This window comes from Methylophilus sp. Q8 (genome assembly GCF_000800115.1).
Taxonomy (GTDB): Bacteria; Pseudomonadota; Gammaproteobacteria; order Burkholderiales; family Methylophilaceae; genus Methylophilus.
On sequence record NZ_JUHE01000001.1, the window covers coordinates 2504118 to 2527350 of the forward strand.

At 48.6% G+C, this 23233-nt stretch carries 22 protein-coding genes, 1 tRNA gene and 1 other RNA gene; 13 read left to right on the forward strand and 11 right to left on the reverse strand.

Features of this window, described 5'->3' with window-relative positions; translation table 11 throughout:
• The 3 genes from GQ52_RS11835 (at window position 1) to GQ52_RS11845 (ending at window position 2093) form a co-directional block, all read left to right on the forward strand.
• Complete coding sequence (locus GQ52_RS11835) at window positions 1-360, forward strand: response regulator (RefSeq protein ID WP_024931246.1); 360 nt, start codon at window positions 1-3, stop codon at window positions 358-360.
• Between the two features lie 42 nt (window positions 361-402).
• Window positions 403-1479 (forward strand): two-component system response regulator, encoded by a 1077-nt coding sequence (locus GQ52_RS11840; RefSeq protein WP_024931247.1) that lies wholly within the window; start codon window positions 403-405, stop codon window positions 1477-1479.
• 230 nt (window positions 1480-1709) lie between these two features.
• A complete protein-coding gene (locus tag GQ52_RS11845; RefSeq protein WP_019882357.1) occupies window positions 1710-2093 on the forward strand; it encodes a hypothetical protein in 384 nt (127 codons plus the stop codon).
• Between the two features lie 141 nt (window positions 2094-2234).
• Here the strand turns inward: GQ52_RS11845 and ssrA are convergent.
• Window positions 2235-2599: a transfer-messenger RNA gene (gene ssrA / locus GQ52_RS14005) on the reverse strand.
• Between the two features lie 81 nt (window positions 2600-2680).
• On the opposite strand from ssrA, the gene GQ52_RS11850 reads away from it, so the two are divergent.
• Both GQ52_RS11850 and aroA read left to right on the forward strand, forming a co-directional pair.
• Window positions 2681-3550: a prephenate dehydrogenase/arogenate dehydrogenase family protein gene (locus tag GQ52_RS11850; protein ID WP_232411389.1), complete on the forward strand. Its 870-nt coding sequence runs from the start codon at window positions 2681-2683 to the stop codon at window positions 3548-3550.
• 13 nt (window positions 3551-3563) lie between these two features.
• Complete coding sequence (gene aroA, locus GQ52_RS11855) at window positions 3564-4844, forward strand: 3-phosphoshikimate 1-carboxyvinyltransferase (protein ID WP_047517998.1); 1281 nt, start codon at window positions 3564-3566, stop codon at window positions 4842-4844.
• 5 nt (window positions 4845-4849) lie between these two features.
• Here the strand turns inward: aroA and GQ52_RS11860 are convergent, their stop codons facing one another.
• On the reverse strand, window positions 4850-5074 hold the full coding sequence (locus GQ52_RS11860; protein ID WP_047517999.1) for a DUF2061 domain-containing protein: 225 nt from the start codon (window positions 5072-5074) through the stop codon (window positions 4850-4852).
• A 91-nt stretch (window positions 5075-5165) separates the two neighbouring features.
• Here GQ52_RS11860 and cmk point away from each other — a divergent pair, with 91 nt between their 5' ends.
• The 6 genes from cmk to GQ52_RS11890 all read left to right on the forward strand — a co-directional run bounded on the left by cmk (window position 5166) and on the right by GQ52_RS11890 (window position 10314).
• The gene (gene cmk / locus GQ52_RS11865; RefSeq protein WP_047518002.1) at window positions 5166-5843 is read left to right on the forward strand and encodes a (d)CMP kinase; all 678 of its coding nucleotides are present in this window, start codon (window positions 5166-5168) and stop codon (window positions 5841-5843) included.
• Between the two features lie 207 nt (window positions 5844-6050).
• Window positions 6051-7517 carry a 30S ribosomal protein S1 gene (rpsA, locus tag GQ52_RS11870; RefSeq protein ID WP_019882325.1) on the forward strand — a complete coding sequence of 489 codons (1467 nt, stop codon included), beginning with the start codon at window positions 6051-6053 and terminating at the stop codon, window positions 7515-7517.
• A 14-nt stretch (window positions 7518-7531) separates the two neighbouring features.
• The gene (locus GQ52_RS11875; RefSeq protein WP_018985241.1) at window positions 7532-7819 is read left to right on the forward strand and encodes an integration host factor subunit beta; all 288 of its coding nucleotides are present in this window, start codon (window positions 7532-7534) and stop codon (window positions 7817-7819) included.
• 130 nt (window positions 7820-7949) lie between these two features.
• Window positions 7950-9179 (forward strand): lipopolysaccharide assembly protein LapB, encoded by a 1230-nt coding sequence (gene lapB / locus GQ52_RS11880; protein WP_019882323.1) that lies wholly within the window; start codon window positions 7950-7952, stop codon window positions 9177-9179.
• A gap of 30 nt (window positions 9180-9209) precedes the next feature.
• Window positions 9210-9905, forward strand: coding sequence for an orotidine-5'-phosphate decarboxylase (pyrF, locus tag GQ52_RS11885; protein WP_047518003.1), 696 nt, complete (start codon window positions 9210-9212; stop codon window positions 9903-9905).
• A 109-nt stretch (window positions 9906-10014) separates the two neighbouring features.
• Window positions 10015-10314 (forward strand): ComEA family DNA-binding protein, encoded by a 300-nt coding sequence (locus tag GQ52_RS11890; protein ID WP_047518004.1) that lies wholly within the window; start codon window positions 10015-10017, stop codon window positions 10312-10314.
• A 60-nt stretch (window positions 10315-10374) separates the two neighbouring features.
• Here the strand turns inward: GQ52_RS11890 and GQ52_RS11895 are convergent.
• Window positions 10375-10464 (reverse strand) — tRNA-Ser (locus tag GQ52_RS11895).
• Between the two features lie 323 nt (window positions 10465-10787).
• Here GQ52_RS11895 and GQ52_RS11900 point away from each other — a divergent pair.
• Together GQ52_RS11900 and GQ52_RS11905 are read left to right on the forward strand one after the other, a co-directional pair.
• Window positions 10788-12308, forward strand: coding sequence for an aldehyde dehydrogenase family protein (locus GQ52_RS11900; RefSeq protein WP_019882319.1), 1521 nt, complete (start codon window positions 10788-10790; stop codon window positions 12306-12308).
• A 108-nt stretch (window positions 12309-12416) separates the two neighbouring features.
• Window positions 12417-12797: a DUF779 domain-containing protein gene (locus GQ52_RS11905; protein ID WP_019882318.1), complete on the forward strand. Its 381-nt coding sequence runs from the start codon at window positions 12417-12419 to the stop codon at window positions 12795-12797.
• 51 nt (window positions 12798-12848) lie between these two features.
• Here GQ52_RS11905 and cheZ read toward each other — a convergent pair whose 3' ends face one another.
• From cheZ to GQ52_RS11945, 8 genes are all read right to left on the reverse strand, one after another.
• On the reverse strand, window positions 12849-13529 hold the full coding sequence (gene cheZ, locus GQ52_RS11910) for a protein phosphatase CheZ (RefSeq protein ID WP_024931256.1): 681 nt from the start codon (window positions 13527-13529) through the stop codon (window positions 12849-12851).
• A gap of 2 nt (window positions 13530-13531) precedes the next feature.
• A complete protein-coding gene (gene cheY / locus GQ52_RS11915; RefSeq protein ID WP_019882316.1) occupies window positions 13532-13930 on the reverse strand; it encodes a chemotaxis response regulator CheY in 399 nt (132 codons plus the stop codon).
• Window positions 13931-14041: 111 nt separating this feature from the next.
• Window positions 14042-15112: a chemotaxis response regulator protein-glutamate methylesterase gene (locus tag GQ52_RS11920; protein ID WP_019882315.1), complete on the reverse strand. Its 1071-nt coding sequence runs from the start codon at window positions 15110-15112 to the stop codon at window positions 14042-14044.
• 26 nt (window positions 15113-15138) lie between these two features.
• Window positions 15139-15747 (reverse strand): chemoreceptor glutamine deamidase CheD, encoded by a 609-nt coding sequence (gene cheD, locus GQ52_RS11925; protein ID WP_019882314.1) that lies wholly within the window; start codon window positions 15745-15747, stop codon window positions 15139-15141.
• Window positions 15744-16643 carry a CheR family methyltransferase gene (locus GQ52_RS11930; protein ID WP_019882313.1) on the reverse strand — a complete coding sequence of 300 codons (900 nt, stop codon included), beginning with the start codon at window positions 16641-16643 and terminating at the stop codon, window positions 15744-15746. The genes cheD and GQ52_RS11930 overlap by 4 nt, the downstream gene beginning before the upstream one ends.
• 44 nt (window positions 16644-16687) lie before the next feature.
• Window positions 16688-17395, reverse strand: coding sequence for a formaldehyde-activating enzyme (gene fae / locus GQ52_RS11935; protein WP_019882312.1), 708 nt, complete (start codon window positions 17393-17395; stop codon window positions 16688-16690).
• Window positions 17396-17448: 53 nt separating this feature from the next.
• A complete protein-coding gene (locus GQ52_RS11940) occupies window positions 17449-20016 on the reverse strand; it encodes a methyl-accepting chemotaxis protein (RefSeq protein ID WP_047518005.1) in 2568 nt (855 codons plus the stop codon).
• Between the two features lie 332 nt (window positions 20017-20348).
• Window positions 20349-23045 (reverse strand): methyl-accepting chemotaxis protein, encoded by a 2697-nt coding sequence (locus GQ52_RS11945; protein ID WP_081979355.1) that lies wholly within the window; start codon window positions 23043-23045, stop codon window positions 20349-20351.
• Window positions 23046-23233: the final 188 nt, after the last annotated feature.

Consider the following 23233-nt stretch of genomic DNA (forward strand, 5'->3'; position numbering starts at 1 on the left):
ATGGCAAGAATACTTATTGTTGAAGACAATCCTAACAATATGAAACTGGCGCAGCTGTTGCTTGAAAGCGCAGGGCACGAGGTATTGCAGGCCGTTAACGCCCTGGATGGCCTTGGTATTGCACGCAGCTTGTTACCCGAAGTAATCCTCATGGATATTCAGCTCCCAGGCATGGATGGCCTGACAGCGACACGACTGCTTAAAGAGGACAGTCAAACCAGTCATATCAAGATTATCGCGCTCACCGCCTTTGCCATGAAGGGGGATGAAGAAAAAATGCGCCAGGCAGGGTGCGACAGCTATATCGCCAAACCTATCCGCTATAAAGAGTTTCTGCAAACAGTGGATGCCTTACTTTAACGCAGACTTCACCAGAAAATAAGCTCGCAGGGGACCCGGCACATGGATATGAAAGTCACGCGCAAGACCATTCTGATTGTCGATGATGAAGAAAATAATCGCGCCTATCTGGAGGCCTTGCTCACCGCTGAAGGCTACGCCACGCTGCAAGCCCACGATGGCAAAATGGCGCTGGAAATGACCTTAAGCCATCAACCAGACCTGATTCTGCTGGATGCCATGATGCCGGTATTGAACGGCTTCGAGCTGGCTGAGCAATTGAAAAATAATGAAGCGACGAAAATCATCCCGATTATTATGCTCACGGCGCTGATAGACCGCACCTCGAGAATGCGTGCCTTGCAATGCGGTGTTGAAGAGTTTGTCACCAAACCTGTAGACCGGGCCGAGCTTTGGATCAGGGTGCGTAACTTGCTGCGCCTGAAAGAATATAATGACTTTCTGACCGACTATAGCCATACACTGGAGATACAGGTAGAAGAGCGAACCGCGCAATTGCTCACCAGTTATTTTGACTCCATGTTCAGCATTATGCGTGCCGCCGAATTCAGGGACAAAGAAACCGGCGACCATATTCACCGCATTGCCTTTTACTGTAAGGAACTGGCTGCCGATTTAGGCATGGACTCAAATTTTATTGACACCATTTATCATGCCAGCCCATTACATGATGTCGGAAAAATTGGTATTCCGGACCATATTTTGCTCAAGCCAGGCCCGCACACTGATGAAGAATGGGAAGTCATGAAAACACATACCGTATTAGGTAACAGTATTCTGGGACACGGTAAAAGCACCTCGCCATTTACCATCATGGGTGCAGAAATCGCCTTGAACCATCACGAGCGCTGGGATGGCAGTGGTTACCCCAATGGCTTAAAAGGCGAGGAAATCCCATTATCCGCACGCATCATGATGATGAGTGATGTATATGATGCGCTACGCAGCAAGCGCCCATATAAATCCGCATTTACGCATGAACTCACGTTGCAAATCATCATGCAAGGTGATGGCCGAACACAGCCAGCGCATTTTGACCCCGTCATACTCAACGCATTCAAAAAACTCGCCAATCGTTTCAGAGAGATCTTCGACGAGCACGCAGATGATGCAGATTAAGCATTCACCAGATTTCAACAACGTGCTTTTTCTGTTCAAGCAACAGGGTAAACAGCTGAACCAATAATTTAACATAATATACATTATACGAATATTAATACAACTGTATCAATGCCATTGCCGTAAATGCATACTCAAATGATTTAACAATAGTCGCATCAGTTTAATTAACATAGGCAAAACAAGTGTTAATATCCAGATGTGGTTTGCAAGGTTTTACGGGAGTTGCTATGCAAGACAGAAAACGCTTAAAGAAATTACATACACAATACAGCTTAATTTGGTGCCTCAAGATTGGTGAATATCTGGGAACGCTGTCCATCGCTGAGCTCAGGCAGCTACTGGATGTCAAATCAGATGTGATCGATCGATGGCTATCCGGAAAACAAACTGCGCCTGATATCAAATTGAACATCATTAAGAGGCGGGCATTTGCACCCTATCGTATCGGCCACCGTCAAAGAGTATTAAAAAGCTATGCCGATGAAACCACGCTGGATGCAGAATTAGTTGAAACCAAGTATTTATGGAAAATGATGCTGTTTGATGAGATGAACACGCTCACCAAGCGACGTTATTGCAAGCGTTTAAAAAAGGAACTGTTGCTAGGATAATTAAAATACCATTTTATCGACTGGGAACAGGCGTAAAAAAGCCAGTCACATTGGACTGGCTTTTTTTATATCACCCTATTTATATCACTTGAAAGATATTTTAAAACAATATCTTAAAAGCATTTCTTCAACTACTTTGTTTGGTGGAGCTGGGGGGAATCGAACCCCCGTCCGCAAGCCCTCCACAGACAGTTCTACATACTTAGCTGTGTTGTTTAATTTAACCGTACACTCACCAACGAGCAAGCAACTGTAAAGCGAGTCACCTTGGATTTAATGATGTATTAAGTAACCCAATACACCACGATCTTCTCTAAATGACGCTGCTGCCGGTTACCCAGCCCGACCGAGAAGCTCTTCGGTGCAGCGTTCAGCCGGGATTAAGCGGCTAAAGCGTAAGTTTCGTCGTTTGCGACTATACTTGTTCAGATGGATTTACGAGGGAACCTGAATCCTCGGTATGCCCTGCACTGCTTTGCAACCCACGTCGAAACCGGGTCAGCCCCAATGCAATCTTGGGATTATACGCTTGAAAAGCTGGTGAACCAAACTTCAAGCGCATTTATATGACATGGTACAATTCGCTTATGTTCAAAAAAATTGTGATTTTCGGGGTAGGTTTGATCGGGGGCTCAGTAGCACTTGCACTGAAAAAACAGCCCCACTCACCACAAATCACCGGCGTCGGTCGTTCTGGCCAGAGTTTACAAGAAGCGCTGCAACTTGGCTTGATTGACACGGTAGAAACCGATATCGGCAAGGCGTTACAAGGTGCCGACCTGGTATTGCTTGCAACGCCAGTTGCACAAACACCGCTTATTTTGCGTGCCATTTATCCACATTTAAGTGATACCACTGTCATTACAGATGCAGGCAGTACAAAATCCGACGTCATGGCTTATGCGAAGGCTGAGTTAGGCGATAAAGTCGGCCAGTTTGTCGGCGGCCACCCCATTGCCGGCGCTGAAAAGAGTGGCCCATCAGCCGCAATGGCAGATTTATATATCGGCAAAAACGTCATTCTGACACCCAATGCAGACACAGATGCTGACGCGCTCGCCAAAGTGACCACGCTGTGGCAACAATGTGGCGCCATCGTTTCGAGCATGACTGCGCAGGAACACGATAGTGTGTTTGCCGCAGTCAGCCATTTGCCGCATTTATTGGCGTTCGCCTTGGTAGAGGATCTGGCCAAACGCGATAACGCCGAATTACTGTTTAAATTTGCTGCCAGTGGTTTCCGTGACTTTACACGCATTGCGGGCAGTCATCCTGAAATGTGGCGCGATATTGCACTGGCCAACAAAGACGCATTATTACGTGAACTAAATGCTTACCAGCAAGCGCTGAGCGAGATGACCAGCTTGCTGGAGCAAGGTAACGGCAATGCGCTACAAGCCCTGTTTGATCATGCCAGCCGTGCGCGCAACGACTGGGCCAAGTCTAAAACTCAATAATTAGTCTACAATTATGGAACAACTGCATTTACCCGCTGCACACCAGGCACAAGGCGCGATTACGCTGCCAGGCTCCAAAAGTATCTCTAACCGCACCTTGTTGCTGGCGGCACTTGCCGATGGCGTAACAGTCATTCGCGATTTATTGGCCTCAGACGACACGGCCAGGATGCTGGAAGCCTTAACGGCTTTAGGCATTAAACTGGAAAACATTGGCGAAAATGCCTGGCAAGTCACCGGTTGTGGTGGCAATTTTCCCAACAAACAGGCCGATTTATTTTTAGGCAATGCAGGCACGGCGTTCAGGCCACTCACGGCTGCGCTGGCTTTTTCTGGCGGCGACTATCACTTGCACGGCATTGCGCGCATGCACGAACGCCCGATCGGCGATCTGGTCGATGCATTAAGGCAAGCCGGTGCCCAAGTAGCATACCAGGCAAACGATGGCTACCCTCCCCTGCAGATTTCCCCTGCCCAGCTGGATGTCAGCCAGGCGATCAAAATCCGCGGCGATGTATCCAGCCAATTTCTAACCGCGTTGCTGATGGCACTGCCATTAACTGGTCAAGCGGCCAGCATTGAGGTCGTCGGCGAACTCATCTCAAAGCCTTATATTGAAATCACGCTTAACCTGATGCAGCGTTTTGGTGTCACCGTGCAACGTGATGGCTGGGAGCGTTTTCACATTCCGGCAGCGGCGCGTTATCAATCGCCGGGCGAGATTTATGTTGAAGGCGATGCTTCAAGCGCCTCTTACTTTATTGCAGCAGGTATTTTGGCTGGCGATGTCACTGTTAACGGCGTTGGCGAGCAGAGTATCCAGGGCGATATCCGTTTTGCAGAAGCCGCCAACTTGATGGGCGGCCGTATCAGCTACGGCGAAAACCATGTGCGCGCCGAAAAAACACCCTCATTAAAAGCGATTGACCTCGATTGTAACCATATCCCGGATGCTGCCATGACATTGGGTGTAATGGCGATGTTTGCCGAAGGTACAACTACTTTACGCAATATCGCCAGCTGGCGCGTAAAGGAAACAGACCGTATTGCTGCCATGGCCACAGAATTACGCAAAGTAGGTGCCACTGTCGTGGAAGGCGCTGACTACATTCAAGTTACGCCACCGGCACAACTGACGCCGAATGCAGTGATCGATACCTACGATGATCACCGCATGGCCATGTGTTTTTCACTGATCAGCCTGGCTGGTGTGCCGATTACCATTAATGATCCAAAGTGCGTGGGCAAAACGTTTCCAGAATACTTTAAAGTATTTGCCAGCATTGCGCGTTAAGCTGCTCAAGCCGCATACGCCCACTCATGCTCATCCGGCTCTGCCGGTGTAACAGCATGGCCATGCTGATGACGCTGCCAGGCACGTTCGTGAAAATAGAACACGACGGTATTACAAGCCGGCTCTACCAGTGCCATGAGCCCGCCCACCAGCATGCTGCCAGTTAGCAGATAGGCAACGGTAAAAGCAACGCTGAAATGCAGCATGGCGAATGAGGCGGTTTTAATCATGGTAGGCTCCTTGAATACGATGGTTACATGTTACAAAAGCGCAAAATCAAAATCCAATTCATTGTTTTAAAGCATTTGATAAGTAAAATTTATGACGAATATCTCTCTTCTGCCAGTCATCGCTATTGATGGCCCCTCCGCTTCTGGTAAAGGCAGCGTCGCCGAGCGCGTGGCCAAGCATTTTGGCTTCCACTACCTGGATTCCGGGGCCATTTACCGGCTGCTAGCGTATGCTGCCTATCAACAAAACGTCGCCTGGTCTGATGCCAGCAAGCTGGCGGCGATTGCTGGCAAACTGGATATTAAGTTTGAGAACGGTGAGGCTTATCTGGATGGTCAACAAGTCAGTGCCCATATCCGCACCGAGCAAATGGGCAAAGGCGCGTCTGAAGTGGCCGTACATCCAGACGTGCGTACAGCATTGCTGCAAACACAACGCAACTTCAGGAAAGCGCCGGGGCTGGTAGGCGATGGCCGCGACATTGGCTCGGTGATTTTCCCGGATGCCGGGTTGAAAATTTTCCTGACTGCTGCCGTCGAAACGCGTGCCAAACGCCGTTATGAACAATTACTGCAACGTGGTGAGTCTGCCGACTACGCACTTATTCTGGAAGATTTGCAACAGCGCGACTTACGCGATAGCCAGCGCGCCGCCGCCCCGTTGAAACAATTGCCAGATGCCATTTTGCTTGATACAACAGACAAGAATATCGAGCAAGCCGTGAACATCATTATCGAAGCCTTTAAAAAAGCCAGCCAAACAGCATAAAAAACCGCATAAGTCATTGAACTCAATAATTTTTTTGTGTATAGTTTTGGATTCGGATTGCTCAAGTCATGCTTGGGCAATATTTTTTAACCTTTTCCATTGTTTGCGCACCTGCGTGACAGTGGCTCGCTGAAGGATGTCTGTCGTTCATGCGAGTAAAAATTGGACAATTTTTTAATGGCTTCTATTTCTAATACATCCTCTTCCATGGAATCTTTTGCAGCCCTCTTCGAAGAAAGCCTGGCTCGCCAGGAAATGCGCGCAGGTGAAGTGATCACCGCCGAAGTAGTTTCTGTAGACAATGATTTCGTTATCGTTAACGCTGGCCTGAAATCCGAGAGCGTGATAAACGCTAGCGAATTTAAAAATGCTCAAGGCGAGCTGGAAGTTGCCGTTGGCGACTTCGTTAAAGTAGCGATCGAAAAGCTGGAAGATGGTTTTGGTTCTACACAACTGTCTCGCGAAAAAGCGAAGAAAATGCAAGCATGGCTGGATCTGGAAGAAGCCATGAACGAAGGCCGCGTGGTCAAAGGTTTTGTCAGCAGCCGTGTTAAAGGCGGTCTGCGTGTTTCTGTCAGCGGCATCATGGCATTCTTGCCAGGTTCACTGGTAGACATTCGTCCAGTAAAAGATACTACTCCTTACGAAAACAAAGAGTGGGACTTCAAAGTCATCAAACTGGACCGTAAGCGTAACAACATTGTGGTTTCCCGCCGCGCAGTGATGGAAGACACCCTGGGTGCCGACCGTGAAGCACTGTTGGGCAGCCTGACTGAAGGCGCAGTGATCAAAGGTATCGTTAAAAACATCACCGACTACGGCGCGTTCGTGGATCTGGGTGGTATCGATGGCCTGTTGCACATCACTGACTTGGCATGGCGCCGTGTGAAGCACCCATCTGAAGTGCTGACAGTTGGTGAAGAAGTTGAAGCCAAGATCCTGAAGTTCGACCAAGAGAAAAACCGTGTTTCTCTGGGCATCAAACAATTGGGCGACGACCCATGGGTGGCATTGAGCCGCCGTTACCCAGTAGGTACACGCCTGTTCGGTAAAGTATCTAACCTGACTGACTACGGCGCGTTTGTTGAAGTGGAACCAGGCATTGAAGGTTTGGTACACGTGTCTGAGATGGACTGGACTAACAAGAACATCCACCCGGGCAAAATCGCTCAATTGGGCGACGAAGTTGAAGTCATGATCCTGGAAATCGACGAAGACCGTCGTCGTTTGTCACTGGGTATGAAGCAGTGCAAACCAAACCCATGGGATGATTTCGCTGCAACGCACGCTAAAGGCGACAAAGTATCAGGCCAAATTAAGTCTATTACTGACTTTGGTGTATTTATCGGTCTGCCAGGCGGCATCGATGGCTTGGTTCACTTGTCTGACCTGTCCTGGACACAATCCGGTGAAGAAGCGATCCGCAACTTCAAAAAAGGTGACGAGCTGCAAGCAGTTATCCTGGGCATTGACGTTGAGAAAGAGCGTATCTCTCTGGGCGTGAAACAATTGACCGAAGATCCTAGCGGCAACAGCGCTCCGATTGGTGACGACAAATCTGGCAAACCAAAAGCCAAGAAAGCAAAAGCTGACGATGTAATGATCGACGAAGCTTCTGCTGGCACAACCAACTTGGGTGCTTTGTTGAAAGCCAAGCTGGACAGCAAAAAGTAAGAAGGTTTTAGATCATGACAAGATCTGAACTGATAGACTTACTTGCCCAGCGCTTTCCGCAATTAGTGCTTAAAGATGCCGAGTTATCCGTCAAAACCATCCTCGATGCGATGACGGAAAACCTGGCGACGGGTGAGCGTATCGAAATACGCGGTTTTGGCAGCTTTAGCCTCAACTACCGCCCGCCTCGTCTGGGACGTAACCCGAAAACTGGTACAAAAGTACAAGTTCCGGCCAAGTACGTGCCGCACTTTAAAGCGGGTAAAGAGCTGCGTGACCGCGTAGACGCTATCGAATCTTAATTTTTTGATTAAGTAGTAAGCAAAAAACGGTATCTTCGGATACCGTTTTTTTTACCTGTGATCAACGCTATTCATAGCGCATCGACCACTGCTTGGGTAAAATAAAGCCTGACCTGAAAAGAGACTTCCTATGCTGGTTGAATTTGAATATTGGTGGCTATTGATTCTGCCGCTGTTTTTTACGCTGGGCTGGATTGCCGCCCGTGTCGATATCAAGCAATTGATTGCTGAATCCACCTCACTGCCAGCCACCTATTTTAAAGGCCTGAACCTGCTGATTGCAGACCAGTACCATAAAGCCGTTGATGCATTTAGTGAAGCGCTCTATCTCAACAAAGACTCTCTGGAGCTGCACTTTGTGCTCGGTAGCCTGTTCCGCCGCACCGGGGAAACAGACCGCGCCATCCACCTGCACATGAACTTGCTCGAGAACTATGAACTCACCGAACAACAATCGACCTCGATCAAGGTCGAGTTAGCACAGGATTACTTTAAAGCTGGTTTGTATGACCGCGCTGAAGAGATTTTCAAAACCTTGCGTCATACACGCTATGAACAAGCTGCCTTGCGCCATTTGCTTGAAATCTATGTCAAAGAGCGCGAGTGGTCACAAGCCATTGCCATTGCTATAGAGTTGGAACGCTCTTCTGGCATTTCTTACCGCAAAGAGGTCGCACAATATTACTGTGAACTGGCCGCCAATGCCATGATTCGCCAGGATTGGGCGCATGCCAAAACACAGCTGGAACAAGCGCTGGACGCTAATAAAAACTGTGTACGCGCCAATGTGTTGCTAGGTGACATCGCCGCGCAGCAAGGCCATCATACAGACGCCATCGCGCTCTGGAAGCGCATTGAAATGCAGGCACCGGAGCACTTGGGCCTTGTGGCGCAAAAAATGCTCAAAAGCTACTCACTGCTTTATGGCGAAAGTGACGCTGAATCCAACAAGATAAGCAAAGGTCTCAGCGAAGGCCTGAACCAATTACATCAATACCTGGAAACCTATCAAATCAGCAGCATGATGTCCGTACTCTATGAAGCGACACTGCAAGCAGAGGGCGCTGACAAAGCCGCCAAACTGGCACGTAATGAGCTAATTCGCAAACCCAGCCTGAAGTCGCTGGATCAGTTGCTGCAAGCGCGTGCCATGCTGGAGGACGAACAGCACGACTTGCAACTGATGCAACAGACCGTGCGCAATGCCATTGGTGACCGCGCCGCATACTATTGCGACCAGTGCGGTTTCCGCGCCAAGCAATATCACTGGCAATGCCCGGCCTGTAACGCCTGGGAATCACTGCCACCAGAGCCGACTGAGGCGACCATCAGAGATATCAAACTGCTCAAACGCAAGTAGCTTTCACTAACCGGAACACATTCACCACCTATGACTGATAGCAAAATTATTGTCGCCCTGGACTACGCAGATGCTGCGTCTGCCACCGCCCTCGTCGACCGCCTGGACCCAACACTCTGCAAACTCAAAGTCGGCAAAGAGTTATTTACGGCCGCCGGTCCGGCGTTTGTGGAGTCACTGGTCAAACGCGAATACGATGTTTTTCTGGATTTAAAATTCCACGACATTCCCAATACTGTCGCCAAAGCCTGTCAGGCAGCGGCCAACCTTGGCGTCTGGATGTTAAATGTCCATGCCAGTGGCGGCTTACCCATGATGCAAGCGGCACGTGAAGGCCTGGACAAAGCCTTTGGCAGCAATGCCCCACTGTTAATTGCCGTCACTGTATTAACCAGCATGGATGAAGCCACCTTGCATAGCCTGGGCATACAACGTTCTTTAAATGAACATGTGCTAGCACTGGCCACCATGACACAACAAGCGGGTTTGAATGGCGTGGTCTGCTCGGCACAAGAGGCGCAGATGCTTAAAGAAGCTTTAGGTGCTGCTTTCTGCCTGGTAACGCCTGGCATTCGCCCACTTGACGCGAACCAGGACGATCAAACCAGAATCGTCACACCAGAACAAGCATTAACACTAGGCGCACACTACCTGGTGATTGGTCGCCCCATTACACAAGCGCCTGACCCGCTTGTTGCACTAAACACGATAATTAAAAATATTTAATATAAATTAACAATATTAAGCCGCACGTGCATTTGTATCTATAGCGAGTCAGTACAATAAAAAACAGGCCATTGAGCCTGTTTTTTATTTTTGACCCTACGGAGGATATATGAAGCAAACCATACTGGCTTATTTAATGTATTTCATTCTGTTACCAGCCGCTTATGCCGTTGTCGATATCAATACCGCCAGCCAGGCCGAATTAGAAAGCCTGAATGGCATCGGCCCGGCAAAAGCACAAGCCATCATTGAATATCGCAAAAAGAGCGGCGGCTTTAAATCTGTAGATGAATTGGATCAGGTTCCAGGCATTGGCCAGGCAACATTAGCCAACCTGAAAAAAGATGTCAGCATTAGCGGTAAAAAGCCACTCCCCACGGAAACGCTTAAAGGCGATAAAAAGAAATAGCACTGCTCTGGATAATAGCTCTGAAAATAAAAAAGCACCCCGAGGGGTGCTTTTTATATTTGGCGGAGAGAGAGGGATTCGAACCCTCGATAGAGTTGCCCCTATGCCACCTTTCCAGGGTGGTGACTTAAACCGCTCATCCATCTCTCCGAAAGAAGGCGCGATTATAGCCCATAAAACTCGTCGCCGCCAAATAATTTAATCGATTATTTTCATGTGAATACCCACACAAACTGGCCATGAAACCGTGTGTGATAACCGCACTCTTCTATCTTATAAATCATAAAAAAGTTATCTGAAAAGGCTTGCTTTTGTTACTATGAAGGTTTAATGTTTAGCACACAAACAGACGCCTAAGCCTTGTAAAATAAGGTGTTAACGGATGTTTATCGCGATATCTAGTTGCGATTTGATGTAAGCGGTTTGGAGAGCAGTTCTGCTACGACACTAATACAAAAAGTACAGGAGTAACTATGAGTTTGGACCTTTTAAAAGCGATGGGCGTAAAAGTCCCATACAAAGCCAAGTATGACAACTTTATCGGTGGCAAATGGGTAGCACCGGTTAAAGGTGAGTATTTTGATGCGATTTCACCAATTACCGGCAAGCCATATACCCAAGCTGCACGTTCCAGTGCTGAAGATGTGGAACTGGCGTTGGACGCTGCACACGCGGCGGCGGACAAATGGGGTAAAACCTCTGTGGTTGAACGTTCTAACTTATTGTTGAAGATTGCTGACCGCATTGAGCAGAATCTTGAGCTGATTGCGACTGCAGAAACCGTAGATAACGGCAAACCTATCCGCGAAACACTGAATGCCGATATTCCATTGGCCGCAGACCACTTCCGCTACTTTGCCGGTGCTTTGCGCGCACAAGAAGGCAGCATCAGTGAGCTGGATGAAAATACCGTGGCTTACCACTTCCACGAGCCACTGGGCGTTGTCGGTCAAATTATTCCTTGGAACTTCCCTATCCTGATGGCCGCCTGGAAACTGGCACCGGCCGTTGCAGCGGGTAACGTGGTGGTCATGAAGCCAGCAGAGTTCACCCCGATCAGCTTGCTGATTTTGATGGAAGTGATTGCAGATTTGCTGCCGCCTGGTGTGATCAACGTCGTCAACGGTTTTGGCCGCGAAGTGGGCGCACCATTGTCTACCAGCAAGCGTATCGCCAAAATCGCCTTTACTGGCTCTACCGCCACTGGCCGCTACATTGCGCAAGCCGCGGCGAGCAACCTGATCCCGGCAACGCTAGAATTGGGCGGTAAATCGCCTAACGTATTCTTTGAAGACATCATGGCAGCTGACGATGACTTCCTGGATAAAGCCGTTGAAGGCCTGGTGCTGTTTGCCTTCAACCAGGGCGAAGTCTGTACCTGCCCTTCCCGTGCATTGATTCAAGAATCCATTTACGACAAGTTTATGGAGCGTGTATTGCCACGCGTGGCCGCCATCAAGCAAGGCAACCCGCTGGATCCAAACACCATGATCGGCGCACAAGCCTCCCAGGATCAAGTGAACAAGATCTTGTCTTACATGGACATCGGTCGCCAGGAAGGCGCGCAACTGCTGTGTGGCGGTGAGCGTAATGTGTTGGGCGGCGATTTGGCTGAAGGCTACTACGTCAAGCCAACACTGTTCAAAGGCCACAACAAAATGCGTATCTTCCAGGAAGAAATTTTTGGGCCGGTATTGGCAGTGACGACATTTAAAGATGAAGCAGAAGCCTTGAGCATTGCGAACGACACCATCTTTGGCCTGGGCTCAGGAGTATGGACGCGTGATGGCAGCCGTGCTTACCGTATGGGTCGTGGTATTAAGGCTGGCCGTGTATGGACCAACTGTTACCATGCATATCCAGCGCATGCGGCATTTGGTGGCTACAAAGAGTCTGGCATCGGCCGTGAAACGCACAAAATGATGCTGGATCATTATCAGCAAACCAAAAACATGCTGGTCAGCTACAGCCCGAAAAAATTAGGATTCTTCTAATTGCCGGGTAAATGCCTGACGAATATAACGGCTTAGAAAAAGGAGCGAATTTTTCGCTCCTTTTTTTATCTATAATCACATCATGCAAATATTAACGGGGGAAGAATAATGACAGAGCGTGTTTCTGCAACACCGTCCGCAGTGGCGCTGATTGAGCAACTCACCGCACAACATGGCCCTATCGTGTTTTTTCAGTCTGGTGGCTGCTGCGAAGGCAGTGGGCCTATGTGCCTGCCAGCCGCAGAGTTCCGGCCTAGTCCGGCAGACGTCAAGCTGGGTGAGTTACCAGGCGGCGCTATTTTTTATATGAGCGATAGCCATTTCAGCTTTATGCACAGCACGCATACCATTCTGGATGCCATGCCGGGTTCCAGTGGTTCATTTTCGCTTGATTGTGGTAGCGGTATGGCTTTTATTACGCGTGGCCGCTTGTATTCCGATGACGAATTAGCCGCACTTCAGCCAGAACAGCGCATTGGATTTCAATAAATAAAAAAGGCATCGTGAGATGCCTTTTTTGTAGACCATGGTCTGTAGCACTTAAAAGCCAAGGCTGTCCAACAGGTCATCCACCTGCTCCTGGTTAGCCACGACGTCGACGGTATTATGCGGGTCGATTTGTGGGCCATTCAGCAAGGAATCATCATCTTTTTTGACTGGCGGTGCAAAGTCCACCAGCACTTGCACCAACTGTCTTTCCAGATCTTGTGCCAGGCTAGTGACTTTTTTAATCACCTGGCCAGTCAGATCCTGGAAGTCCTGCGCCATCATAATATCCATCAACAACGATTTAGTCGTGGTGGTATGCTCGTTGGCCAGTGATAAATAAGCCAATGTTTCTTGCACCACGGCATCATATTCTGATTTCAGCGATGCGCGTTGCATTACCTCTTCCCAGCGCTGTTTTAACGCCGTCGCACGGTCCGCCAATTCAGACTGCAGCGGTGTCGCCTGGTCTGTGGCATTTAACACACGCTCTGCGGCCTGCTCTGTCATTTTTGCGACATAACTCAAGCGGTCACGCGCATCAGGAATCTCCTGAGCCACCTGCTCCAGCACCTTGTCGTAGCCCAATCCGCTCAAATTGTCATGCAATGAGCGTGTCATGTGGCCAATACGGCTGATCATTTCTTCTTGTTGATTTCCGTTCAGCTCTTGCATCATGGTGGAAGCAATGTCCACGACAAGATTGTCCTGATTCGGATTGACAGCTTCGGTCATGGTTACACCTCGCCTTTTTCCAATTTTTCAAAGATTTTGGATAATTTCTCTTCCAGGGTAGCGGCCGTAAATGGTTTCACCACATAACCATTGGCTTTCGCTTGTGCCGCCGCAATAATGTTTTCTTTCTTCGCTTCGGCCGTGACCATCAATACCGGCAGCTTGGATAATTTGTTGTCTGCACGAATATTCTGCAACATGGTTAAACCATCCATGTTCGGCATATTCCAGTCAGACACTACAAACTCAAAATCACCATTACGCAATTTGTTCAATGCATCCGCGCCATCTTCGGCCTCTTCCACATTGTTATAACCCAACTCCTTGAGCAGGTTACGTACGATTCTACGCATGGTGGAAAAGTCGTCCACTACCAGAAATTTTGTATTAGGGTTGCCCATTTGTTACTCCACTATCATTAGTTACCTATCCCGTAGCATTGATTATCTGATATGTGATGCACAATGCTATTGTCGATAAAACCGGGAATTGTCTGTTTGTTCACCACTACGTTAAACACGCAGGGCACGTTCACTATTAGTAGCTAAATAATGTAGCACCATTCGTGGCAGGTCTTTTAAATGACCCACCTCATGGACGCCACCGTGCGCGACTGCCTCGCGCGGCATGCCATACACTACGCAGCTTTCTTCATTTTGCGAGAAATTATAGGCACCGGCATTTTTCATGCGCAGCATCCCTGCCGCCCCATCCTTGCCCATGCCGGTCAGGATAATCCCCACTGCGTTCTTACCCGCATTGGTCGCTGCAGAATCAAACAATACATCGACTGAAGGCTTATGTCTATTCACGGGCTCACTGTCTGACAGCTTGGTCACATAGTTGGCGCCGCTTCTGCCCAGCAACAGATGTTTATCACCTGGTGCAATATAGGCATGGCCTGGCAGCACACGTTCGCCATCCACCGCCTCTTTAACCGCAATTTTGCACAAGGTATTTAAGCGCTCGGCAAAAGACTTAGTAAATCCTGCCGGCATATGCTGGGTAATCAAAATACCCGGGCAATCAGATGGCATTTGCATCAACACTGACTTAATCGCCTCTGTACCGCCGGTAGAGGCGCCAATAATCAATAACTTTTCACTACTGATAAGTGGGTTGCGGATCGCATTTTGCTGCACCTGTGTATTAGAGGCTTTGGCAATACTTTGCAAGGTACTGACTTTCGCTCTGGAGGCCGTACGGATTTTGTCTGTAATTTCATCAGCATACTGTTGCATGCCTTGCGAAATCCCCATTTTAGGCTTGGTCACAAAATCTGTTGCACCCAGCTCCAACGCGCGCAATGTGATCTCTGAGCCCTTTTCAGTCAGCGTAGAGACCATCAGCACTGGCATCGGGCGCAAACGCATGAGCTTTTCCAGAAAATCCAGGCCGTCCATACGTGGCATTTCCACATCCAGCGTCAGCACGTCCGGATTCAGTTGCTTGATCATTTCTCGCGCAACCAGCGGATCCGGGGCAGTGCCCACCACTTCCAGATCCTTGGTGTCATTGATAATTTCGCTCAGCAGGCTGCGTATTAACGCAGAGTCATCAATGACGAGTACTTTTGTTTTCATGGCATGTCCTCTTTTTTTAATTATTATTAAAACAAATCGATATCCCCACCCACATCGTTTGTCTGCAACTTGCTTGAGTAAGCTTGTTCGCGTTTGACCAATGTGTAGTTGTTCAGTTGTTTCAGTTTTTTAACCAACACCTTGCCGGTTTTTGGAAAAAAATAGACCTTGCGCGGATAAATATCCAGCAAGTCTTCGCCGGTCACTTTAATGCCCTCTTCCTTGAGATATTTTTTCACGAAGGCCGCATTGCGGTCACCGACGTTATTGGTGGTAAAGCTGCGCAAGACATTGCCGCCGCCAAAAATTTTGGCTTCGAGATTTTCACGCTTGGCGCCATTACGCAATAGCTGGTTAATCAACACCTCCATGGCATAAGTGCCATAACGCATAGATTCTGATACCGGGCTGTCTTTATCCGCACTGCCACCTTCCGGCAACATAAAGTGATTCATGCCGCCAATGCCGGTCCGGCTGTCACGGATACAGGCAGACACACACGAGCCAAGCACGGTGACGATCAGCATGTCTTTATCGGTGTAGTAATACTCCCCTGGTGATATTTTGGCGGCGTTGGTGTTAAACGTCCTGTCAAAATACAGGGTGTTTGAAATTTCTTCTTGCATGACACTCATGTCGATTTCCGATGCGTAAACAGGCTGGAACGTGCCGCGCCACTGGTTTTTAATTTATAGACGGTTTTTCCTAACAGTTGCAGGTGATCGGAAACATATAAAAAGTTTTCCGAATGTCCGGCCAGCAACAAGCTGTCTTCATGCATGAGGGTGACAAACTTATCAATAATTTTGCCTTGTGTCGGCTTGTCAAAATAAATCATGACGTTACGACAAAAGATGATGTCAAAACCATCGTTAAATGGCCATTGTGTATCCAGCAAATTGAGCTGATGGAAATGAATCAACTCACGCAGGCCCTTCTTCATACGCACCAGTCCATCGTGCTTGCCGGTGCCTCTTTCAAAAAACTTGCGTACTCTGGCATCATCCATTTTCTTGATACGATCCAGAGGGTAAACCCCCGCCGCGGCGGTTGCCAGCACATTGGTGTCAATGTCAGTGGCAATAATTTCAACCGGTGGCTTGAGTGTATTAAACGCTTCGCATGCAGTGATGGCGATCGAATAGGGTTCCTCCCCGGTCGATGCGGCTGAACACCAGATGCGGATCGGTTTTGCCAGCTTGCGTGCGGCAAGCTTGGTCAAATGTTCTGCTAATATCGGAAAGTGATGCTCTTCCCGAAAGAATGAGGTCAGATTCGTGGTCAGTGCATTGGTAAATGCCTGCCACTCATCTGCATTGTTATGTTTTTCCAACGTGTCCAGATACTGTTTGAAGCTGAGCATATCCAATGCACGCAAACGCCGACCAATACGGCTGTACACCATATCGGTCTTTGCATCGGATAATGAAATGCCTGCATGGCGATAAATCAGGCTTTTAATTCTGACGAAATCATCGCGCGTAAACAAAAACTCGCGCTCTTCCTGTTCTTGTTTTTTCAATGCACTCACTTCGTTATCCTATGCAAATCCGTTGGGTTAACATTGGCCGGAAATTAAGCCTTTGTTGTATCGATACGATCTTTCATTTGTGCAATAGCCAATTCAACCTGCTTTTCTTCTTTGGCTTTGGCTTCAGCGCTGGTGCGTGCATATTTGCTGCGCTCTTGCATTTGAGAGATCGCCAATGCAGCAGACTGGTCATCAGCACGACGGTTTTGTGCTTCTGGTGTTTGCGCTGCAAATGGATGCAAGGCTTCTTTGTATTGTTTCACCACATCAGCGGCTTTAGGCTCACGGGCAACAGCGGCTTTAATCGCGATTTTGGTTGCGCGATAGTTCCAGTCCTGGATACGGTCATCCATGTCAGCTTTGCTGTCAATGAATACGCCAACGCAAATAAACACGTCATCTGCTTCTTCCAGTGGAATCGTGCCATCAGCAACGCAATCCATCACTGCCATCGCGACGCCACGTTGCGCCGGGCCAAACATTTGTGTTGCCTGACGGCCATCTTTGATGGTCACTTTGTTAAACATCACTGTGTTTGGTTTTACCATCATGTTTGGCGCTGCAATCGCCAATAAACCGTTTACCCCTTGTTTTTGGTCGGTGAGCGTACGACAAAATGCGTCTTCTGCAGCGCTACCGCGTGGGCCCATAATTAAGTCAATGTGCGCCACATTTTTCAAATCCAGGCCACCCTCTGGGCGATCCTCGATAACCAAACCTTCACCAATTAACACTCGATCAATCACAGCCATTTTTTTAACTCCTGATAAAAAGTACTACTTATTAAAGGACGATAGCAACCGCCCTAACCGTTGCTGACCTGGCGATATGATTCGCCCCAGCCCGCATTTCCAACTTGATGGCCGGACACTTTTGCGTGCCCATCCACAATAAATACACCGACAGCCGTTGCCAGCTCATTTGAATGATCCATGAGCGATTCAGCCGCTGCGGCAGCTTGTTCTACCAACGCAGTATTCTGCTGGGTCACATCATCCATGCGGATCACGGCATCGTTTACCAGGGCAATGCCTGCACTTTGCTCGTTAGACGCCGAAGCGATCTCACCGATAATGACGCTGACGCGTTTCACAGAATCCACAATTTCATGCATGGTGTTGCCGGCTTCTTCTACCTGGCGACTACCCTCTGCCGTTTTGTTAACGGAATCGTTAATCAACTCTTTAATTTCACGTGCGGCGACTGATGAACGCTGGGCCAAATTACCCACCTCGTTGGCTACCACCGCAAAGCCACGTCCTTGCTCACCGGCACGCGCTGCTTCCACGGCCGCATTCAGCGCCAGGATATTGGTCTGGAAAGCAATGCTGTCGATGACAGAAATAATGTCTTCAATCTTGCGTGCGCTTTCGTTGATATCACTCATGGTATTTACCACCGCATTGACCACCTCACCGCCCTTCACCGCCACTTCTGAGGCTTGTGCGGCCAGATGATTGGCCTGTTTGGCGTTATCAGCATTCTGTTTTACGGTTGAAGCCAGTTCATCCATGCTGGAAGCTGTTTTCTCCAGGTTAGCGGCCTGGTCTTCAGTACGACGGCTGAGATCGGCATTGCCTTGTGCGATTTCCTTGGCAGCAATATTGATAGACTCGGCAGCCGCTTTCACGGTCAGCACTGGCTCAACAATCATATCCAGCGTCTGGTTCATGCCCTCAACAATTTTGCGATAATCGCCAGGGTGTTTCGCGGCATTGGCGCGCACAGTCACACGGCCTTCACGGGCAGCTTCTGCCAGCATTTGCGCATCGGCATTCAATGCTTTCAAATTACTGCGTACTTGTTCAATGGTTTGATTAATTTGGGCTTTTTGGCCAGGAAAACGCTCTAATGGCGCGTCAAAGTCGCCATCGCCAAACGCCTGCACACAGGCCATGGCTTTTTGGTTCAATTCAATGTGTCCGGCCACAATCTGGTTGATGCTGGCAGCGAGCACCGAGAACTGGCCTTTAAACATATCTGCACGCAAGGTCATGTCAATATTGCCCTTTTCATGCTCGGCATTGACCCAGTTAACGGAGTCGACGATGCCTTTCAGGTTGCCGCGGATGCGGTCTACGCTCTTGTTCATGGCGGCTTTCTGGCCAGGCATGGCTTCCAGTTGTACTGTCAGGTCGCCACGGCCAATATTGTCCATCACCGCAATAAACTTCTCTGTATCGCGGACATAGGCCGTCACCATGTGGTTCACGCCTTCTGCCACTGCTTTAAAGTCGCCATCAAACTGGCTGATATCCAGCAAGGCATCAATCTCACCTTGTGCATGGGCCGCAGAAACCTGCGCCATATCTGAAATCAGTGTTTTAACGTTATTCTTCAAGCTGTCAAAACTGACATTCAAGGCATTTAAATCGCCTGGCAGCGACTCCAGCTGGGCGCCAAAATTACCTTGCCCCAGCAAGTGCATGGACTGGCTGGTTTTGTGCAGAATATCGGCATGCATCGTCAGCATGCGATTAATATCCTGCGCCATATTGCAATATTCACCGCTAAACTTGTCAACATCAATCACTGCCTTGATGTTGCCTTTGGCATGCTCAGCCACGACATAAGTCATTTGCTGGTCCAATGTGCGCAAGGTCGCTTTTGCCTGGTTTAAAGCGTGAATCACATTATCATCGCTGTTCGCGTGCAACTCTGAACTGCTACTAAAGTCGCCGTTGGCAATGCCTTTGGCCGCCTCTAACGCTTCGTAAGTTTCACCACCCACATTGCGTCTGATAGATCCTATCAATAACGAACCCACCGCCACAGTGAACAGAATCAGGCCAATATTCAGGCCATAATTAACCCACTCATTGTGGTTAATCAATACCGGCGTTTGTTGCTCTATACGTAACGCACCATCACTGGCCTGTTTGACTACAGCGTCAACTGCCAGTCTATGCTTTTGATACGCAGCCTGCAATCTTTCCAGTGCCTGATCAATCTGCTTTTTGTCACCACTACGGATAGCAGGAATCACTTCATTATCGCGCACGTTGAAAAATTGATTGCCACTCTCAAACAAAGGGCCAATCACACTGCTTTTCAAAGTAGATTCCGGCAGTTGGGTTTGCCAATAAGTGTGGCGCTCTTCAAAGGATTTTTTCAGTGTGTTGCCTTTATCCACCAGCGTTTGCAAAGGCTGGTTGTTTAAAGACACCATTTCAAGCACGGTGAGCCAGGATTCGATCAGATATTCAGGCGGGGGCAATACATCGGCGATCAAGTCTTTATGATTAATGATTTGCTGATAATGCGCGCCATGAATCGCTAATTCGCGATCGCCTAAATTATCCAGGTAACTGGTCGTGACAATGCCTGAACCAAGGACAGCCAGCATCAAGCCCAGCTGTGACTTTAGTTTCATGTGAGAAAATTTTCCCGCCAATGTACTCAACGTCAATCCATTTAACGATGGTGAGGACATGCTTGCCACTCCTTAATTGATTCCAAATCCCGGTTACTGGCCTGTTTGTTTTGTTTCTTGGCCTATGTTGGTGATTATTAAGCATGCAGGCCCGAATTGAATTGCCTGTAAAAAGGGGAATCTCGGCTCTTTTGCTGTAATTGCAGCCCTAAAGAAATTCAAATGTGCGTAATGGCCAGAACGGCGTATTACAAGGGCTGACAGCAAGATGCCTGAAAGCAGGTGTAAAAAAACCGGCTGAATAAGCAGCCGGTTTTTTATGTTGAAGCTAGTTAAAACTCTTCCCAATCACTATCATCGGTGCCGGTTTTGGCAGAGATCTTAGGCGCTGGCGTCGCATGCGGTTTGGGGGCCGCCACCGGTCGCCCGGACGATCCACCGCCGAAGCTACTGGACACTGGCGCTGGTGCCGCATGGGTATGGGTGCTAGCTTTAAACCCGCCCGATTGACTGCTGTGGCCAAAACCACCGCCGACACGGCCTTCGAGTTTAAACTGGCTGATCGCATCGGCCAATTGGTTGGCCTGATCGACCAGGGATTCAGCTGCCGCAGCAGCCTCCTCTACCAAGGCCGCATTCTGCTGCGTGGTTTCATCCATGCTGGTCACAGCCTGGTTCACTTGATCAATACCCGTCGTTTGCTCGGTAGATGCTGCAGAGATCTCGCTGATGATGTCGGCCACACGTTGTACTGAAGATACCACTTCATCCATGGTGTTACCTGCATTCTCTACCAGCTTGGTGCCTTCTGTGGTTTTATTCACAGAGTCTGTGATCAGCTCTTTAATCTCTTTCGCTGCACTCGCTGAGCGTTGGGCAAGGTTACGTACTTCACCCGCGACTACCGCAAAGCCACGGCCCTGCTCACCCGCTCTTGCTGCTTCTACCGCTGCGTTCAGTGCCAGGATGTTGGTCTGGAACGCAATACCGTCAATCACCGAGATGATGTCCTCGATCTTTTTAGCACTTTCGTTGATCGCACTCATGGTGGCGACCACTTCGTTCACTACTTCACCGCCTTTGACAGCAACACCTGAAGCAGTCAGTGCCAGCTGGTTCGCCTGTTTGGCGTTCTCAGCGTTTTGTTTCACGGTAGAGGCTAACTCTTCCATGCTCGCCGCCGTTTGCTCCAGGCTGGATGCCTGTTGCTCAGTACGCGCTGACAAGTCAGAGTTACCACTGGAGATTTCATTCGCTGCGGTGGTAATCGTTTCAACCGCTTCTGATACCGCAATAATCGGTTCTACGATCATATCCAGGGTGTTGTTCACCCCTTCGATAATCTTGCGGAAATCACCATTGTGTTTATCCACATCAGCCCGCACCGTAATGCGGCCTTCTTTAGATGCCTCTGCCAGCATGCTGGTGTCGGCTACCAACGCGTTCACCGCTTCAATGCTGGTGTTCAGGTTGGTAATGATCTGGCTGTAATCGCCTGGATAATGTTCAGAAATCGTGGCTGGAATATGGCCTTTAGCGATATTGTCCAGGTACTCTGAAGTCACTGTCAGTGGTTTGACCACTGCATCCAGTGTGCTATTCAGGCCTTCAATCACTTTACGGAAGTCACCATTATGCTGATGCGTATCAGCACGGGTAGACAACTGGCCATCTTGCGCGGCTTGTGCCAGTTTATTGGCATCGGCCACCAAGGCGTTCACTGCACCAATACACGTATTGAGGTTGTTAATGATCAGGCTGTAATCACCCTGATATTGCTCTTGAATACGCGCTGGAATCACGCCTTTGGCAATGTTGTCCAGGTAACTTGAAGTCACATTCAACGGTTTCACCACCGCATCTAATGTGCTGTTCATGCCTTCGACAATCGCACGGAAATCACCTTGATGTTTGCTCGCATCAGCGCGGGTAGACAAATTACCTTCAACTGCAGCATGTGCCAGTTCGTCAGCATCGCTCACCAGGCGTTTGATGTTGCTACGCACTTGCTCAATCGCTTCATTCACAAACGCTTTTTTACCTGGGAATTTCTGTAGTGGTACGTCCAGATTACCTTCACCAAATGCTTTTACTACTTCAATGGCACTGCGGTTCATTGCAATATGGCCAGCCACCATTTTATTGATGCCTGCGGCCATTTCAGAGTAGCCACCTTTAAAGCGTGTTTGATCAACATTGCAATCAATATCGCCTTCATCATGCTGCTGGCTGACGTAATTCAAGGATTGCACCAGGCCATCCAGTGTGCGTTGCAGCACACGGATAGAATAAGCCACGCTGGACTTGTCATCTTCAGGCAGGGTGATTTTCTGGTTCAAATTGCCTTCCACAAAGTTACGCGCAATCACGGTTAACTCAGACGGTTCCATGCCCAATTGCTTGAACATATTACGCTTGATGTAAATCCCAATGGAAACCACTACGGCTAAGGCGGCGACAGCAATGGCAATCAACATAAAGATTGCACTTTGTTTGACGGCTGCCGCTTGCTTGGCGCTATCTTTGGCTTGTGTATTGTTAAACAGTCTATGTTCGCGAATGGCCTTTTGCACGCCTTCGATCACAGCCTGATTTGCCAGCAAAGCATCTCTCGCCTCAGTTTTCTTGTTAGAAAGGGACAAGGTCAAAGTATTGCTACCTAATACATCGTACGCTTTGATCGCGTCATAGTCTTTTTTCAGAAACTGTTTGTCCTGCTCATCGCTGACAAAATTGTCATAGCGCTTTAATGCTGCCATCAGTTTGCCATGAGTTTCAGCCACTTCTTTTTCGATGACCTGCATTCTGGCATTGTCTGTATTCAGCATGTGCTGCCAAATCAGGCTATTCAATTTTTCAAACTCGCCCAATGTATCGTCTAGTATTTCGATACTCGGTGCAGCCACTTCATTGGCGTAATTAGTGTATTTAAACACCTTGTCTGTTTGGAAATAACTCACTCCCGCCAGCAGGAACAACCCCAAAGCTGCGACGGCAATCAGAATGTACATTCTCTTAGCAACACTCATAATTTAGACTCCTAAATCCATTTTTAAACTTTATAACCTTTTTGGCTTTCTTATATTTTCGGTTATCAATCTGGCAAACTAAACATTAATAAAGAAGCTTTTCATCTCTCTGTTTTCGCTCAAGTTTTCACCTGTTCTGCCGAGTATCCAGTATGAAAAATCATAAAAAATCCCCCTACGTTCAGGGG